Source organism: Phenylobacterium sp., from assembly GCF_016124325.1.
In the GTDB taxonomy this organism is placed as follows: domain Bacteria; phylum Pseudomonadota; class Alphaproteobacteria; order Caulobacterales; family Caulobacteraceae; genus Phenylobacterium.
The window spans coordinates 114,210-130,028 of sequence record NZ_WGNY01000008.1; the positions used below are offsets into that span (position 1 = coordinate 114,210).

Below are 15,819 nucleotides of genomic sequence, written 5' to 3' on the forward strand. Positions count from 1 at the left end.
GGGCCTCACGCTGAGCGGGACGAACTCACCGCTCCGCCGATGAAGACCATCGCCAGCACGGTGAAGATGTAGGCCTGGATCAGGCCGGTGAGCAGTTCGAGCGCCATGAACGGGACCGGCGCGAACAGGCCGACCAGCGAGAGCACGACGCCGATGATGAAGACCCCGCTCATGATGTTCCCGAACAGGCGGACCATCAGCGAGAAGGCGCGGGTGAACTCCGAGATCAGGTTGAGCGGCAGCATCAGCCAGGTCGGCCGGGCGAAATCGGCCAGATAGGGGCCCAGCCCCTTGGCGCGCACGCCGAACCAGTGGGTGGCGCAGAAGACGATGGCCGCCAGCGCCGCGTCGGTCTCGATGTGGGCCGTCGGCGGCTCCAGCCCGGGGATCAGCGAGAGCAGGTTGGCCGAGGCCACGAACACGAAGAGGCCGCCCAGGAAAGCGATGTAGGGTCCAGGATCGGCCCGCAGCGTCTCGCGGACCTGCCCCTGCACGCCCGTGACCAGTAGTTCCAGCGCCGCCTGGAGCCGGCCGGGCCGGGTCTTGAGGTTCCGCGTGGCCAGCGCCGCGCCCACGGTCAGCGCCGCCATCAGCCCCCAGGTGGTCGCCACCGTGTCGGAGATCGGAACCGGCCCAAGGTGGAAGATGACCGTGGTGCTGAGGGGGGAACGGATCACGCCACGCCCCCCAGCCGCCGCACCACGACGATCCGCGCGAGCACGACGCCAAGCGCGCAGGCCAGCAACGGCCCGGCGCCCTGCAAGGCGGCCAGGACCAGCAGGGCCGCCATCACGGCGAGCCGCCCGAAGTGGATGGCCGCCGAGCGCCACACCGCGCCCTCGACGTAGAGGGAGGCGTTCTTGCGCAGCAGCAGGAAGCTCGCCGCGCCCAGCGCCAGGCCGGCCGCGAAGAACGCCGCGAGGCGGGCGAGGTCGCCGAGGCTCATGAGCGGTCCTCCCTCTGAATCTCCTCGATCCGGCGCCAGGCCAGCACGCAGCCCAGCGTCAGGCCGGCCACGATCAGCGCGCCGGTCCAGAAGATGCCGGCGTCGAACCGGCGGTCCAGCCAGCGGCCCAGGAACAGTCCGCCGACGGTGGGCGTCACGACGAGCCAGCCCAACGCCCCGATCATGGCGAGATTGCGGGCCAGGGACCGTTCGCCGTGCGCCTGCCAGTAGGCCCGCCGGGCGGCGCGGCGGGCCACGGAGCGGGCCAGATCGTCGCCGTTCGGAGGCTCGCTCATCCGCGGTCCCCCAGCCGGGCGCGGGGCCGCAGATAGCCCACGATCTGGCGGATGGCCTCGAGGCGCAACTGTTCGGCGCGGCCGTGGGCGCTGGCCGCCTCCGCCGCCTTGGCCGACATGCGCTCGCGGACCAGGGCCTCCAGGGCGGCCAGGTCGTCCCCGGGCACGGCCTCGCGGGTGGCGACCGACACGGCCTGACCGCCCGTCACCGTCAGCAGGCCGCCCCGCACCGCGCAGTAGCTCTCACCGCCGTCGGCGCGCCGCCAGCCCAGCACCGAGGGGACCAGCGCGGTCACGAACTCGGCGTGGCGCGGCCGGATGCCGAACTCGCCGCTCTCGTCCTCGGCCCGCACGGCGGCGATGTCGGACAGGTCGGCGACGATCGTGTCAGGCGTGGTGATCAGCAGCCTCATGCCGCGGCCGCCTTGGCCTCGCGCCCCCGCGCCTCGTCCAGGTCGCCCACCATGTAGAGCGAGCTCTCGGCCCAGCCATCCGTCTCGCCCTCGAGGATTGCGCGGCAGCCCGCCAACGTCTTCTCGATGGGCACGGAGCGTCCCGCGTCGCCCGTGAAGGCCTCGGTCACGCGGAAGGGCTGGGTCAGGAAACGCTGCAGTCGCCGGGCCCTCACCACGGTGCGCCGGTCGTCGGCCGAAAGCTCGTCCATGCCGAGCAGCGCGATGATGTCCTGCAGGTCGTGGTAGCGGGCCAGCGCGCCGCGCACATCGCCGGCCAGGCGGTAGTGCGCTTCGCCCACCACGAGCGGATCCAGCAGCACCGACGACGAGCGCAGGGGATCGATCGCCGGATACATCGCCTGGGCCGCCATCTCCCGCGACAGCACGACCGAGCCGTCGAAGTGGCTGAACAGCGCCGTGACCGCCGGATCGGTGAAATCGTCGGCCGGCACATAGACCGCCTGGATCGCCGAGACCGTCGCGCCGGGCGCCGAGGCGATGCGCTCTTCCAGGTCGGCCACTTCGCTCGCCAGGGTCGGCTGGTAGCCCACCCGCGACGGCAGCCGGCCCAGCAGGCCCGAGATCTCCCCACCCGCCTGGACGAACCGGAAGACGTTGTCCATCAGCAGCAGGACGTCCTGCTTGCGCACGTCGCGGAACCATTCAGCGATGGTCAGCGCGCTCAGCGCCACGCGCCACCGCGCGCCCGGCGGCTCGTTCATCTGCCCGTAGACCAGCACGGTCCGCTCCAGCACGCCCGAGCCGCGCATCTCCAGCAGCATCTCGTGACCCTCGCGCGAGCGTTCGCCCACGCCCGCGAACACCGAGATCCCGCCGTAGCTTTCCACCATGCTGCGGATCAGTTCGGTGATCAGCACCGTCTTGCCCACGCCCGCGCCGCCGAAGAGGCCCGCCTTGCCGCCTCGCGCCAGCGGCGCCAGCAGGTCGATGACCTTGACGCCCGTTTCCAGCAGCTCGCGCCGCCCCGTCTGGTCGGCCAGCGCCGGCGGCGGCCGATGGATCGGCCAGCGCAGGGCGTCGTCCGCGAAGGGCGCGCCGCCGTCCTGAGCGTCGCCCAGCACGTCGACCAGGCGTCCCAGCATCATCTCGCCGACCGGCACGGCGATCGGCCGGCCCGTGGCGCGCGCCGGCGTCCCGCGCCGCAGGCCGTCGGTCGCCTGCATCGACACCGCGCGCACGGTGTGTTCGTCGAGATAGGCCTGGACCTCGGCCACCAGCGGCCGGGCCCCTTCCACGGCCAGGGCCTCGTTCAAGGCCGGCAGGCCATCGTCGAAGCGAACGTCCAGCACCGATCCGCGCACCGACACCACGCGTCCGGCGGCGGGACGCGGCGTCGATGCCGGAGGTGGTTCCGTTGCGGCCAGGTCCGTCATGATGGGAAGCCCGATGGGGCGCTGACGCCGAGCATAGGCACGCTAGCATAGCGTGGCGCGCCGTCACGGCCTTGACGCGCGTCAAGCACGCCACACGCCGCGCCTGTGGACGGGCGGCGCCTGCGACTTGGCCTTGCGGCGGCAGTGGGACAAGGTGGGGTCCGTACCTCAGCCTGCGGAAGGGAGCGCATGGCCGAACCCTATGATGTGATCGTCGTCGGCTCGGGGGCCGGCGGCGGAATGAGCGCGTACCACCTGACCCGTTCGGGCCTGAAGGTGCTGATGCTGGAGGCGGGCCGCGACTACGACCCGACCACCGAGACCCCGATGTTCAACATCCCGGCCCAGGCGCCGCTGCGCGGGACCTCGACGCCCGACAAGCCGTTCGGCTTCTACGACGCCACGGTCGACGGCGGCTGGGAGGTGCCCAACGAGCCCTACACGGTGGCGGAGGGGTCCGAGCCCTTCATCTGGTGGCGGCCGCGGATGCTGGGCGGGCGCACCAACCATTGGGGCCGCATCTCCCTGCGGTTCGGGCCGCTCGACTTCAAGCCGCGCAGCCGCGATGGCCTGGGCTACGACTGGCCCATCACCTACGACGACCTCGCCCCCTGGTACGACAGGACCGAAAAGCTGGTCGGGGTGACCGGCGCGTCGCCGCCCATGGGCCTGACCAACACGCCCGACTCGCCGCCCGGCTGCCTGCTGGAGGCGCCGCCGCCCCGGGCCTTCGAGCTCTTCTACGCCCGCGCCTTCAAGGCCATGGACATCCCGGTGATCCCCATGCACGGGGCCGTGGTCACCCAGGCGATGAAGGACCGCAACACCTGCGTCTTCGCCACCGCCTGCGGACGCGGCTGCGCGCTGGGCGCCAACTTCCAGTCGACGACGGTGCTGATCCCGCCGGCCAAGGCGACCGGCAACCTGACGATCCAGGCCAACGCGCTCGTCTACCAGGTCGACCTCGACAAGGCCGGCAAGGCCAAGGGCGTCACCTACGTCGACCGCGTCACCGGCGAGCATCACTCGGTCACGGCGAAGGCTGTCGTGCTGGCGGCCGGATCGGGCGAGACCGCCCGCATCCTGCTGAACTCCAAGAGCTCGGCCTTCCCCGACGGCCTCTGCAACACCCACGGCATGGTCGGCCGCTACCTGATGGACAGCGTCGGCCTGAACGTCACCGGCCAGTTCCCGGCGCTGGAGGGCCTGCCGCCCACCAACGACGACGGCATGAGCGTCGAGCACACCTACGTGCCTTGGTGGGGCTACGACCGCCACAAGGAGCTGGGCTTCCCGCGCGGCTATCACATCGAGATCGGCGGCGGCCGTCAGATGCCCTCCGTCGGCATGGCGCGCCTGCTGGACGAGGACGACCTCAGCGTCGGCGACGACCTGCGCGCCAACCTGCGCAACCGCTTCGGCAGCGTGATCAGCTTCAACGGCCGCGGCGAGATGATCCCCAACGACGACTGCTATTGCGAGCTCGATCCGAAGGTGAAGGACAAGTGGGGCATTCCGGCCCTGCGTTTCCACTGGAAGTGGGGCGAGAGCGAGACGCGCCAGGCCGCCCACATGACCCAGACCTTCCTGGAGGTGATCGACCGCCTGGGCGGCAAGGCCCTGGGCCAGGTGGAGACCGACGGGCGCAAGGCCATCTCCAAGGGCGGCGAGATGATCCACGAGGTCGGCACCGCCCGCATGGGCGCCTCGGAGAACGACTCCGTGGTCAATCAGTACGGACAGAGCTGGGCCGTGCCGAACCTGTTCATCACCGACGGCGCGGTGCTGGTCTCCAGCCCCGACAAGAACCCGACGCTCTCGATCCTGGCGCTGGCCTGGCGCTCCGCCGACCACCTGGCGCAACTGGCCAAGACTGGGGGACTGGCATGAGCGACGAGACCCCCAAGCCCTACCAACCCAAGATCGACCGCCGCACGGCGCTCATCTGGGTGGGCGTGGTCGGGGCGGCCACCGCCGTCGGCGCGGGCGTCGTCGTCTATGGCCACAAGACGGGCGGCAAGGCCGAGGCCCAGGGCTACGGCACCGATCCCAAGCTGGTCGAGCCCGAGAAGGCGCCCTGGCCGCGGATCATGAGCGAGGCGCAGTTGCAGACCGCCGCCATCCTCGCCGACTTCATCCTGCCCGCCAGCGGGACCGCGCCCGCGGCCAGCGCCCTCGGCATCCCCGACTTCGTCGACGAATGGGTCAGCGCGCCCTACCCCGACCAGCTGAAGGACCGCCCGGTCATCCTCGAGGGGCTGGACCGGCTGACTCCGTCGATCCAGCCGCCGGAGGGGCGGCAGGCGGCGCTGGAGGCCCTGGCCAAATCCGATGACGAGAAGACCCGCGCCTTCTTCAAGCGTTTCCGGGCGCTGACGATCGGCGCCTACTACACCACCGAGGCCGGCTTCAAGGACATCGGCTACATCGGCAATGTGGCGCGCACGTCCGACCCCGGGCCCTCCGCGGCGGTGAAGGCGGCGCTGGAAGTCCAGCTCGTCAAGCTGGGTCTCTAGGAGTGATGCGCATGAAGCTGCTCGCGTTCGGCCTGGCGCTCCTGGCCGCCGGCCCCGCCCTGGCCCAGCCCAACGTGCTGACGCCGGCCGAGCAGGCCGCCGGCTGGAAGCTGCTGTTCGACGGCCATTCGACCGCCGGCTGGCGCGGGTTCAAGGCCTCAGCGCCCGATCGCGGCTGGCATGTCGAGGACGGCGCGCTCATGCCCGATCCGAAGACGTCCAAGGACATCATGACCAAGGACAGCTTCGAGAACTTCGAGCTCGCCTTCGAATGGAAGATCAGCCCCAAGGGCAATTCCGGGGTGATGTTCCATGTCGTCGAGGACGGCGACGAGACCTATTTCAGCGGCCCCGAGTACCAGATCCTCGACAACTCCCGCGGCGAGCCGCCGAAGGAGCAGGCCGGATCGCTCTTCGCGCTCTATGCGCCGGTGGGCGCCGTCACCAAGCCCGTGGGCGAGTTCAACACCGCCCGCCTCGTGGTCGACCACGGCCACGTCGAGCACTGGCTGAACGGGGTGAAGGTGGTCGAGTACGACCTGGGCTCCGACGACTTCAAGGCGCGGGTCGCCGCCAGCAAGTTCAAGGCCTGGCCGCAGTTCGCCGCCAGCCCCACGGGTCACATCGCGCTCCAGAACCACGGCGACGCCGTAGCCTTCCGCGACATCAGGATCCGCGTCCTGAAGTAAGGCGCGCGGCGACGCCGCCCGCGCCTAGCGCGCGTTGTTGGCGGCCATCTCCGTCAGGCGATGAAGCTCGGACTTGGTGATGCACTTGGGCGCCGACCAGGCCTTACCTTCGTCGGCGAGAACCTGCTTGGCGGTCACGAAGTCGGGCGTGCCGAGGTCGCGCGAGAAGGCGCGCCAGTTCCGCTCATCCTCGCTGCAGACGTAGAGCACCTTGGTCGCGGCCGCGGGGTCCTGCCGATCCACGGCCGGCGTAACCGTCGCCGCCCGAGCCTGCTGTTCCTGAGCCTGGGCGACGCCGCCCGCCAGGGCGGTCGCGGCGATGACCAGAAGAGCCATTCGCATAGCTGTTCCTCCTTTGGATGGGGTCGACCCCACTCTTGAGAGGAAGCGTAGCTCAACTTCTCGAATTGAAAAGCCAATATGACGAAGTCGCGACAATTCGATCACAAGACTGCGGAATGGCGCGCCTGAACCCGTGTTTTGACGGCCCGAAACCCGCCTTCAGCGCCTGTAGAGCGTAATATATGACACTTTTATTGCACTTTTTTATCTATCGTCATCGCAGCGAGGACCAAACCGTCACCCGCCGTTTCCTCGATCGCGCGAGGCCGGCAGGCGTCGTTCGGGGCCACCCGCCTTGGCGGGCGCCCGTCGGCCTTCGATTCTGGTGAAGTCGGCGCCGTCGCGGCGCGCCTACTCCGGCAGTTCCATCAGCTCAATGTTGCGGAACTCGATCGGATTGCTCTCGCCCTGCAGCGAGACGTAGCCGCGATCCAGCGGCGCGGTTCCGCGGGCGATCAGGGCCGCGGCATGGGGATCGTCGGGGTCGAGGTTGGCGAAGCGCTTGTACTCGGTGGGGTCCAGATGGATGTCGCCGTATTCCATGACGAGCTGGCCGTTCACGTACTGGCGCACCAGCCGCGAGCCGTGGACCTCCACCTCGAACTTCACCCACTCGCCGTCCTGGAAGGTGGGCGAGGTCGAGTCCTTGCAGTGTCCCTTGAACGGGACGCCGTCGATCGAGACGGTCACCCCGGGCGTGCAGACGTTGCCCGTCGGCCGCGTCTGGCCCGGCGCGCCGCCCAGGATCTGCGCCTCCACCGAGACCGGATAGGGCTGGTCCAGCGCCATCTCGCCGGGCGCCTGGCCATGGATCATGATCCCGCTGTTGCGCACGGCCCAGGCCGCCGCGCCGGGCGTCGGCTGGTCCACGAAGCGGTACTCCAGCCGCATCCGGAAGGTCGACAAGGGCCGGTCGTAGATCAGGTGCGTGAACTCGTCCTTGAACACCGGATACTGGTCGTAGGCGATCTTCAGCACCCCGTCCTTCACCCGCACGGTGTCGCGCCAGTTCTCGCCCGCCGGATGGTGGTTGATCTTGACCACCCAGCCGTCGAGGTTCCGGCCGTTGAACATCGGCTTCCAGCGGCCCTTCTCGGCGGCCCCGGCCGGGACCGCGAGCGCCAGGGCCGCGGCGAAGGCGACGCGGCCGATCATCACGAGGTCGCCCAGGCCCGGCCGATCTCCTTGACGGGCACACAGCCGTGATAGGCGCCCGGCACCGGGTCGTAGCGCAGCGCCTGGGTGGCCCCGATCTGCGAGGTGAAATAGCCCGTCGAGACCAGGTCCTTGAGCTGGCGGAAGCCGTCCGGGCCCTTGGCCCTGCGCGCCTCGGCGTCGAGGCGGGCCAACAGCGCCGTCCGCTCCGCCGGCTCCAGGGCGGCGAAGGCCTTGCCGCTCGCCGCCTGCGCGGCCGCGTCGATGGCGTCCAGCGCGGCCTTGATGCGCGCGGCGTCGTCCGGCCGGCTCCAATCGGCCAGCGTCCGGTCGACGAACTGCGGGACCCCGGCCGCCAGCGCGCCGGGCGTATCGGTGACGGGCAGCATGGCGTCGGCGGCGGCCGACAGCGTGCGAGCCTGGTCGGCGTTCAGCGCCCTCGGTGTCCAGGTCGCCACCGCCTCGGCGGCGCCGGCGATCGTCGGCAGCGTCCAGCCGGCGAGCAGCGCCCCGGCGGTCAGGCGGAAGGCGCCACGGCGGCTCAGCATGGGATGCGCGCCCATCACAGATCCCCCTTCTTGCCGGCTTCGACCGCGAACGCCGCGGCGCGCGCGGTCAGCGCCATGTAGGTCAGCGACGGGTTCACGCACGAGGCCGAGGTCATGGCCGCCCCGTCGGTGACGAACACGTTCTTGCACTCCCAGACCTGGTTGTGGGCGTTCAGCACCGAGGTCTTGGGATCGCGGCCCATCCGGGCCGTCCCCATCTCGTGGATGCCCAGGCCCGGCCCGTAGTCGCCGTTGTACTCGGTGATGTTCTTGAAGCCCGCGGCCTCCAGCATCTCGGCGGCTGCGGAGATCATGTCCTTGCGCATCGCGTTCTCGTTCTCGCGGATCGAGACGTCGAAGGTCAGCGTCGGCAGGCCGTGCTGGTCCTTCACCTCGTGGTTCAGGGTCACGCGGTTGTCGGCGTAGGGCAGGATCTCGCCGAAGCCGCCCAGGCGGAACAGCCAGGGCCCCGGCTGGCTCATCGCCGTCTTGCCGGCGGCGCCGGGCGGCGGGTCCATGCCGTAGCCTGCGCGGTCCCAGCCCACGCGGCCCGCGCCACCCTGGTAGCCGAAGCCGCGCATATAGTCCTTCCGCGCCGTGCCGGCGTCGCCCAGGTTGCGGAACCGCGGCACATAAATTCCGTTCGGCCGCCGGCCCGAGTAGTACATGTCCTCGAACCCCGGGACCAAGGCGCCGGCGCCCACGCCCAGGTGATGGTCCATCACGTTGCGGCCCAGCTGGTCCGAGCCGTTGCCCAGGCCGTTGGGGAACCGCTTGCTGGCGGAGTTCAGCATGATCCAGGCGGTGTTCAGGGCCGAGGCGCAGAGGAAGATGATCGGGGCGTAGAACTCCATGTCCTCGCCGGTCTCGGAGTCCAGCACGTGGACGCCCGAGGCCTTGCCCGCCTTCTCGTCGTAGATCAGCGAGGTGACGATCGAATTGGGCCGGATCGTGAAGTTGCCGGTCCGCTCGGCGGCCACCAGGGTCGCCGAGTTCGACGAGAAATAGGCCCCGAACGGACAGCCGCGGATGCACAGGTTGCGGTACTGGCAGGGCCCGCGGCCGAGCGCGATCTGCTCCTCGGTGGGCTTGGTCAGGTGGGCGGCGCGTCCGATGGTGATCCGCCGCTCCGGGAAGACCGCCTCGACGCTCTTCTTGAAGGCCTTTTCTGCGCAGTTCATCTCCATCGGCGGCTGGAAGACGCCGTCGGGAAGCTGCGGCAGTCCCTCCGCCTGGCCGCTGATCCCGGCGAACCGCTCCACATGGTCGTACCAGGGGGCGATGTCGGCGTAGCGGATCGGCCAGTCGACGCCGACGCCCTGCTTGGCGTTGGCCTCGAAGTCGAGGTCCGAGTGGCGGTAGCTCTGCCGCGCCCACATCAGCGAGCGGCCGCCGACGTGATAGCCGCGGATCCAGTCGAACCGCTTGGTCTCGGTGTAGGGCTCCTGGTCGTCGCGGACGAAGAAGTGCTGGCTGAACTCAGTCAGCGCGTAGCCCGTCCGCTGCTGGACCTTGTAGCGGGCGTCCAGCTCGGCCGGCGGAAGCTGGGCGCGGGGATATTTGGCGTCCCACGGATCCATGCCGGCGGTCGTGTAGTCCTCGACGTGGCGCACCATCCGGCCGCGGTCGAGCACCAGGGTCTTCAGCCCCCGCTCGGTCAGCTCCTTGGCGGCCCAGCCGCCGCTGATTCCGCTGCCCACGACGATGGCGTCGTAGGTGTGTTCGTCGCGTGCGCGATTGTTGAGATTGGCCATCTAGAGCCCCAGCAGCTGGCGGTTGCGGGCGGCGTCCACGCCCGAGCTTGCGAAATCGTCGAAGGCCCGGTCGGTGACGCGGATGATATGGTCGCGGATGAAGGGCGCGCCCTCGGCGGCGCCGACCTCGGGGTGCTTCAGCGCGCACTCCCATTCCAGCACCGCCCAGCCCGGATAGTCGTAGGCGGCCAGCTTCGAGAAGATCGCCCCGAAGTCGATCTCGCCGTCGCCCAGCGAGCGGAACCGGCCAGGCCGGTCCACCCAGCCCTCGTAGCCGCCGTAGACCCCCGAACGGCCGGTGGGCCGGAACTCGGCATCCTTCACGTGGAAGGCGCGGATGCGCTGATGGTAGCGGTCGATGAAGTCCAGGTAGTCGAGCTGCTGCAGCACGAAGTGGCTGGGGTCGTAGAGGATGTTGGCGCGCGGGTGCCCGCCCACCGCCTCCAGGAACCGCTCGAAGGTCGCCCCGTCGTGCAGGTCCTCGCCCGGATGGATCTCGTAACAGCAGTCGACGCCCGCCTCTTCGAAGGCGTCGAGGATCGGCCGCCAGCGCCGCGCCAGCTCGGCGAACGCCTCCTCGATCAGGCCCGCCGGCCGCTGCGGCCACGGATAGAAGTAGGGCCAGGCCAGCGCGCCCGAGAACGTCGCGTGCGCGCTCAGGCCCAGCCGCTGGCTGGCCTTGGCCGCCAGGGTCACCTGCCGCACCGCCCATTCCTGGCGGGCCTGCGGCTTGCCGCGCACCTCGGGCGCCGCGAAGCCGTCGAAGAGGGCGTCGTAGGCCGGATGCACCGCCACCAGCTGGCCCTGCAGGTGGGTCGAGAGCTCGGTGATCGCCAGGCCGTGCTCGGCCAGGCGGCCCTTGATGTCGTCGCAATAGGCCTGGCTCCCGGCCGCCTGCTCCAGGTCGACGAACGAGCCCGGCCCGGTCGGCAGCTGCACCCCCTCGTAGCCCAGCCCCGCTGCCCACGCCGCAATGGTGTCCAGCCTGTCGAACGGCGGCGTCGGCCCCGCGAACTGGGCCAGGAAGATGCCCGGGCCCTTCAACGTACGCATGCGGCCTCTCCTTCCAGGGCGACCCAGCCCCTCTCGTCGCGGCTGGCCGCGACAGCGGTCTCGACGAAGGCCATGCCGCGAAGGCCGTCATTGATGTCGGGGACCATGTCCGCGTTCGCCCGGCCCTGCGCGATCGCATCGGCGAAGTCGCCGTACAGGTTGGCGAAGGCCTCGATGAACCCCTCGGGATGTCCGGTCGGCAGGCGCGTGGCCCCCCGGGCCGCCGCGCCGAGGTAGGGCGATCCCGCGTGCAGCGTCTGGCTGGGCCCCTCCAGCCAGTCGACGGTCAGTTCGTTGGGCCGTTCGTGCGACCAGCCGAGGCCGCCCTTCTCACCATAGACATTGATCCGCAGGCCGTTGCGGGCGCCGGCCGAGATTTGCGAGGCGATCAGCACCCCGCGCGCCCCGCCCTCGAACCGCAGCAGCACGTTGCAGTCGTCGTCCAGCGTCCGGCCGGGCGCCACCGCGGCCACGTCGGCGCACAGCCGCTCCACCCGCGCCCCGCCCACGAACTCGGCGATGTTGAAGGCGTGCACGCCGATGTCGCCGATGCAGCCGCCGGCCCCAGCCCGCGCCGGGTCGGCCCGCCACGCCGCCTGGGGATTGCCCGACCGTTCGATCGGCTCCGACAGCCAGCCCTGGGAATATTCCACGACGATCTTGCGCACCGCGCCCAGGTCGCCGCGCCGGACGATCTCGCGCGCCTCGCGCACCATCGGATAGCCCGTGTAGACATAGGTCAGGCCATAGAGCCGACCCGAGCCGCGCACGATCCCGGCCAGCTCGCGCGCCTCGGCGAGGCTCAGGGTGGCCGGCTTGTCGCTCATCACGTGCAGCCCGGCCTTCAGCGCCGCCGCCGCCGCCTCGAAGTGCAGGTGGTTGGGCGTGACCACCGCCAGCAGTTCGGCTCCATCCGGCCGGGCCGCCTCGGCGGCGATCATCGCGGCGACGTCGGGATAGGCGCGGTCGTCGGCCAGGCCCCAGGCCCGACCCGCCGCCGCCGACTTGGCCGGGTCGCGGCTGAACGCCCCGGCCACCAGCCGGATCTTGCCGTCCAGTTCGGCGGCCATGCGATGCACCGGCCCGATGAACGCACCCGGGCCGCCGCCCGCCATGGCGAGCCTTATGGGGCCGCGTCGGCTCACGCGGCGACTTGGGCCAGGTAGTCGTAGCTGATCTTCGCCGCCTCGATGCGCGGCCGGGTGAACGGCGGCTCCTGCTCCACGAAGAAGCCGCGCACGCCGGCGCCGTAGGCCTCGGGCAGCAGGCGCTTCCAGTCCAGCGTCCCCGAACCGATCTCGGCCGGGTCCATCTTCAGTGCGAAGTTGGGCTCCGTGTCGGCCTTGATGTCCTTCACGTGCATCATGCTGACCCGGCCCTTGTGCTTGGCCAGGAAGGCGTAGGGGTCGGTCCCGCTGGCCGCCACCCAGCCGATGTCGACCTCGAAGGTGACCAGGGTCGGATCGGTGTTGGCGAACAGGATCTCGATCCCGGTCGTCGAGCCGACCGGCGCGAATTCAAAGTTGTGGTTGTGGTAGCCGACGCGGACGCCCGCGCCCTTCAACGCCGCGGCCTTCTCGTTGAGATAGTCGGCGTTCATCTTCCAGTCGTCGGCGGTCATGCCGGCCGCCACCCGGTTGAGGTAGCCGCCGATGCCGCCGTCGGCCGCGTTGGGCGCGCCGAACCGCTCGGGGATGTAGAGGCTGGGCATCACGGCCGTCTCCACGCCCAGCGTCTGCAGGTCGGACGCCAGCTTGCCCATGTCGCCCTGGAAGCTGCCGTCGCCGCCGCGCGCTTGGATGTGGGCGCTGGGCGCCTTCAGGCCGGCGCGGTCCAGGGCCGCACGGAAGTCGGCGGCCGAGCGGCCGTACAGCCCCGCCAGCTCCACCGTGCGATAGCCGATGCCGGCCACCGCCTTCAGCGTGCCGTCCAGGTCCTTCGCCGCGTCGGGGCCCAGCGTGTAGAGCTGGATGCCGATGGGCAGGTCGTGGCCCCGGAAGAACGGCGCGGCGGCCGCGGGCCCGCTCACGGCCGCGCCTGCGAGGGCGGCGCCGGCGGCCAGGAAGCCGCGGCGATCAAGGTGTGGCCTCAACAAGGGGAGCCTCCGTGTCGATGTCAGCGTCGGCCGGTCCGCGCTGCGGCGGCCGGAAGAACAGGGCGAGGGCCAGGATGGCGACGGCCGCCATGCCGGTCGGAACCAGGAACAGTGTGCGGTAGTCCACGACGCCGGCCGCATCGGTCCAGCGCGCGATCAGCGCCGGGAACAGGAAGCTGGCGATCACATTGCCGACGCCCAGGATCAGCAGGTTGAACAGCCCCTGGGCGCTGGCCCGCACGTCGGCGGGGCAGGCGTCGTCGACGAAGATGTACACGCTGGCGAAGAAGAAGGCGTAGCAGATGCCGTGCAGCAGCTGGACGGCCACGATGGTCGGCACGCTGTCGGCGAAGAAGGCGAAGATCGCGAACCGGGCGGCGTGGCCCAGGATCCCCACGATCATCGTCGCCTTCCAGCCCAGCCGGGCCAGCACCGCACCCAGCACCAGCATGGTGATGATCTCGGCCGCCTGACCCAGGCTCAGCACCACCATCGACAGGTTGCCCGCGATCCCCACCCGGTTGGTCAGGAAGGCGTCGGCCATCACGAAATAGCCGTTGTGGATCACGCTATCGATGAAGGTGACCGCGAACAGCACGGCCATGAACGGCGTCTTCAGCAGGCCAAGCGCCTCGCGCCAGGCCAGCGGGTCGGCGGCCTCGGCGCCGCGCTTGGGCGGTGTGTGCGGCAGGGTCAGGGAGAAGGCCGCCGACACGAACGACAGCGCCGCCCCCACCAGGAAGATCGAACGCACCTCGTTGGGCCCGGCATGCGCGCTCAGCAGGAAGACGAACGGCCAGCTCACCAGCATCCAGCCCAGGGTGCCGCCCATGCGCACCGCGCCGAACTGCTTGGCCGGGTCGGCCAGGTTGGCGAAGGCCAGCGAGTTGGTCACCGACAGGGTCGGCACATAGACCAGGCTCCAGGCCAGGTAGCCGGCGAAGAACGGGCCGAAGTCCTTCGAGAACGCCACCAGCAGCAGCGCGAGCCCGCCCAGCACGTTGCTCGCCGCCAGGAACCGCTCGGACGCGAAGTTCCGGTCGGCGAACTGGTTGGAGAAGAAGATGCCCAGCAGGGCGGCGAGTCCCCAGCAGCTTCCCACCAGCGACTGCTGCCACGGCGCGAAGCCCAGCATGCCCATGTAGGGGAACAGCTTCGGCGCGCTGGCGCCCCAGATCGCGATCTGCAGCGCCATCATCAGGAACAGGCGCGCCTGAACCGTCATGCTCGAAGGTCCTCCCCGACCCAGCCTAACGCGGCGGCGCTCCTTGAGTCGGCGCCGCTCACGCGATGTAATCGTTTACACAGCTAGCAAGGGCCGCCATCCGAGGCAACCGCCATATGACGCGCCGCGATCAAAGGAGCTTCGCCTTGATCCCCGGGGCGCAGCCCGCCAGTTTCGGGCCGATGGCCACCATCCAGGATGTCGCCCGAAGCGCCGGGGTCTCGACCGCCACCGTCTCGCGGGTGCTGAGCGCGCCCGAGCGGGTCGCGGAGGCCACGCGCGCCCGGGTGATGGCCGCCGTCGCCACCCTCGGCTACGCCCCGAACGTCGCGGCCAAGACCCTGCGCACCCTGCGCACGGAGAAGATCCTGGTGACGGTGCCCGACATCTCGAACCCGTTCTTCTCCAAGGTGATCCGCGGCGTCGAGGAGGCGGCCCAGGCCGCCGGCTATTCGGTGCTGCTGGGCGACACCCGCCACGAGGCGGACCGCGAGGAGCTCTACGGCCGCATGCTCCGGCGCAAGGAGGCTGACGGCCTGATCTTCCTGGGCCACCGCCTGCCCGACAGCGTGGTCGATCTGGTCGAGAGCCTGGGCCCCCGCGCGCCCGTCGTGAACGGCTGCGAGTACAGCCCCGACCTGCGCGTCTCCAGCGCCCACATCGACAACGAGCGCGCCGCAGCCGAGGCCATGGAACACCTCTACGGACTGGGGCACGTGCGGGTGGGCGTCATCACTGGTCCCCTGGCCAGCCCGCTCAGCCGCGACCGCCTGGCGGGCGCGCAGGCCGCCGCCGCCGCGCGGGGCCGGACCGGAGAGCTGCGCGTGGCGACGGGCGACTTCTCCATCGAGTCCGGACTGGAACAGGCCGACGCCCTGCTCTCAGGCGAGGCCCCGCCCACGGCCATCTTCTGCTTCAGCGACGAGATGGCCATGGGCGCGCTGGAGGCCATCCGGCGGCGCGGCCTGGCCTGCCCCCGGGACGTCTCGGTCGTGGGCTTCGACGATATCCGCTACGCCGCCCACCTGGACCCGCCGCTCACCACCGTCAGCCAGCCGATGGAGCGGATCGGCCACGAGACCGTGCGCCTGCTGCTCGACGTGCTGTCGGGCGCCGCTCACGAGGCGCGCAACGTCACCCTGCCCCACCAACTGGTGGTGCGCGCCAGCACGGGCGCGCCCTGACCCCTGCTCATCCCGGCGAAGGCCGGGATCCAGATGGAGAGGCACGGAAGCGGGCTCGACGGGCAAGGAGTGTTTCCGACCCACATCGGCGTTCTGCGATCTGGACCCCGGCCTTCGCCGGGGCGAGCGGGCCAAGGATTGAGTCAGCGACAGGCCCTCGATCCGCT

17 protein-coding genes are annotated in these 15,819 nt (G+C 70.5%); 4 read left to right on the forward strand and 13 right to left on the reverse strand.

The window, feature by feature from the left end:
* Window positions 1-5: 5 nt before the first annotated feature.
* Genes GC203_RS04075 through atpD form a run of 5 tightly spaced genes read right to left on the reverse strand, consistent with a single transcriptional unit; the run spans window position 6 to window position 3,025 of the window.
* On the reverse strand, window positions 6-677 hold the full coding sequence (locus tag GC203_RS04075; protein ID WP_293451601.1) for a F0F1 ATP synthase subunit A: 672 nt from the start codon (window positions 675-677) through the stop codon (window positions 6-8).
* On the reverse strand, window positions 674-946 hold the full coding sequence (locus tag GC203_RS04080) for an ATP synthase subunit I (protein WP_293451603.1): 273 nt from the start codon (window positions 944-946) through the stop codon (window positions 674-676). The genes GC203_RS04075 and GC203_RS04080 overlap by 4 nt, the downstream gene beginning before the upstream one ends.
* The gene (locus tag GC203_RS04085) at window positions 943-1,242 is read right to left on the reverse strand and encodes an AtpZ/AtpI family protein (protein ID WP_293451605.1); all 300 of its coding nucleotides are present in this window, start codon (window positions 1,240-1,242) and stop codon (window positions 943-945) included. The genes GC203_RS04080 and GC203_RS04085 overlap by 4 nt, the downstream gene beginning before the upstream one ends.
* Entirely contained in the window at window positions 1,239-1,655 is a 417-nt protein-coding gene (locus GC203_RS04090; protein WP_293451607.1) for a F0F1 ATP synthase subunit epsilon, read from the reverse strand. The genes GC203_RS04085 and GC203_RS04090 overlap by 4 nt, the downstream gene beginning before the upstream one ends.
* Entirely contained in the window at window positions 1,652-3,025 is a 1,374-nt protein-coding gene (gene atpD / locus GC203_RS04095; RefSeq protein ID WP_293451608.1) for a F0F1 ATP synthase subunit beta, read from the reverse strand. Before atpD ends, GC203_RS04090 begins: the two co-directional genes overlap by 4 nt.
* 255 nt (window positions 3,026-3,280) lie before the next feature.
* On the opposite strand from atpD, the gene GC203_RS04100 reads away from it, so the two are divergent.
* Genes GC203_RS04100 through GC203_RS04110 form a run of 3 tightly spaced genes read left to right on the forward strand, consistent with a single transcriptional unit; the run spans window position 3,281 to window position 6,296 of the window.
* Window positions 3,281-4,981, forward strand: coding sequence for a GMC family oxidoreductase (locus tag GC203_RS04100; RefSeq protein ID WP_293451610.1), 1,701 nt, complete (start codon window positions 3,281-3,283; stop codon window positions 4,979-4,981).
* A complete protein-coding gene (locus tag GC203_RS04105; protein WP_293451612.1) occupies window positions 4,978-5,607 on the forward strand; it encodes a gluconate 2-dehydrogenase subunit 3 family protein in 630 nt (209 codons plus the stop codon). The genes GC203_RS04100 and GC203_RS04105 overlap by 4 nt, the downstream gene beginning before the upstream one ends.
* An 11-nt stretch (window positions 5,608-5,618) precedes the next feature.
* Window positions 5,619-6,296 carry a DUF1080 domain-containing protein gene (locus GC203_RS04110; RefSeq protein ID WP_293451614.1) on the forward strand — a complete coding sequence of 226 codons (678 nt, stop codon included), beginning with the start codon at window positions 5,619-5,621 and terminating at the stop codon, window positions 6,294-6,296.
* A 24-nt stretch (window positions 6,297-6,320) separates the two neighbouring features.
* Here GC203_RS04110 and GC203_RS04115 read toward each other — a convergent pair whose 3' ends face one another.
* The 8 genes from GC203_RS04115 to GC203_RS04150 form a co-directional block, all read right to left on the reverse strand.
* Window positions 6,321-6,638, reverse strand: coding sequence for a hypothetical protein (locus GC203_RS04115; RefSeq protein ID WP_293451616.1), 318 nt, complete (start codon window positions 6,636-6,638; stop codon window positions 6,321-6,323).
* Between the two features lie 351 nt (window positions 6,639-6,989).
* Entirely contained in the window at window positions 6,990-7,793 is an 804-nt protein-coding gene (locus GC203_RS04120) for a DUF1080 domain-containing protein (protein WP_293451618.1), read from the reverse strand.
* Window positions 7,793-8,356, reverse strand: a complete 564-nt coding sequence (locus tag GC203_RS04125; RefSeq protein WP_293451620.1) for a gluconate 2-dehydrogenase subunit 3 family protein — start codon at window positions 8,354-8,356, stop codon at window positions 7,793-7,795. The genes GC203_RS04120 and GC203_RS04125 overlap by 1 nt, the downstream gene beginning before the upstream one ends.
* Window positions 8,356-10,095 carry a GMC family oxidoreductase gene (locus GC203_RS04130; RefSeq protein WP_293451622.1) on the reverse strand — a complete coding sequence of 580 codons (1,740 nt, stop codon included), beginning with the start codon at window positions 10,093-10,095 and terminating at the stop codon, window positions 8,356-8,358. Before GC203_RS04130 ends, GC203_RS04125 begins: the two co-directional genes overlap by 1 nt.
* Complete coding sequence (locus GC203_RS04135) at window positions 10,096-11,148, reverse strand: sugar phosphate isomerase/epimerase (RefSeq protein ID WP_293451624.1); 1,053 nt, start codon at window positions 11,146-11,148, stop codon at window positions 10,096-10,098.
* The gene (locus GC203_RS04140; protein ID WP_293451732.1) at window positions 11,136-12,263 is read right to left on the reverse strand and encodes a Gfo/Idh/MocA family oxidoreductase; all 1,128 of its coding nucleotides are present in this window, start codon (window positions 12,261-12,263) and stop codon (window positions 11,136-11,138) included. The genes GC203_RS04135 and GC203_RS04140 overlap by 13 nt, the downstream gene beginning before the upstream one ends.
* A gap of 26 nt (window positions 12,264-12,289) precedes the next feature.
* Window positions 12,290-13,240, reverse strand: coding sequence for a sugar phosphate isomerase/epimerase (locus tag GC203_RS04145; protein WP_293451626.1), 951 nt, complete (start codon window positions 13,238-13,240; stop codon window positions 12,290-12,292).
* Window positions 13,224-14,468, reverse strand: coding sequence for an MFS transporter (locus tag GC203_RS04150; protein ID WP_293451628.1), 1,245 nt, complete (start codon window positions 14,466-14,468; stop codon window positions 13,224-13,226). Before GC203_RS04150 ends, GC203_RS04145 begins: the two co-directional genes overlap by 17 nt.
* A gap of 182 nt (window positions 14,469-14,650) precedes the next feature.
* Between GC203_RS04150 and GC203_RS04155 the strand changes: the two genes are divergently transcribed.
* Window positions 14,651-15,652 (forward strand): LacI family DNA-binding transcriptional regulator, encoded by a 1,002-nt coding sequence (locus GC203_RS04155; protein WP_293451734.1) that lies wholly within the window; start codon window positions 14,651-14,653, stop codon window positions 15,650-15,652.
* The last annotated feature ends 167 nt before the right edge of the window (window positions 15,653-15,819 follow it).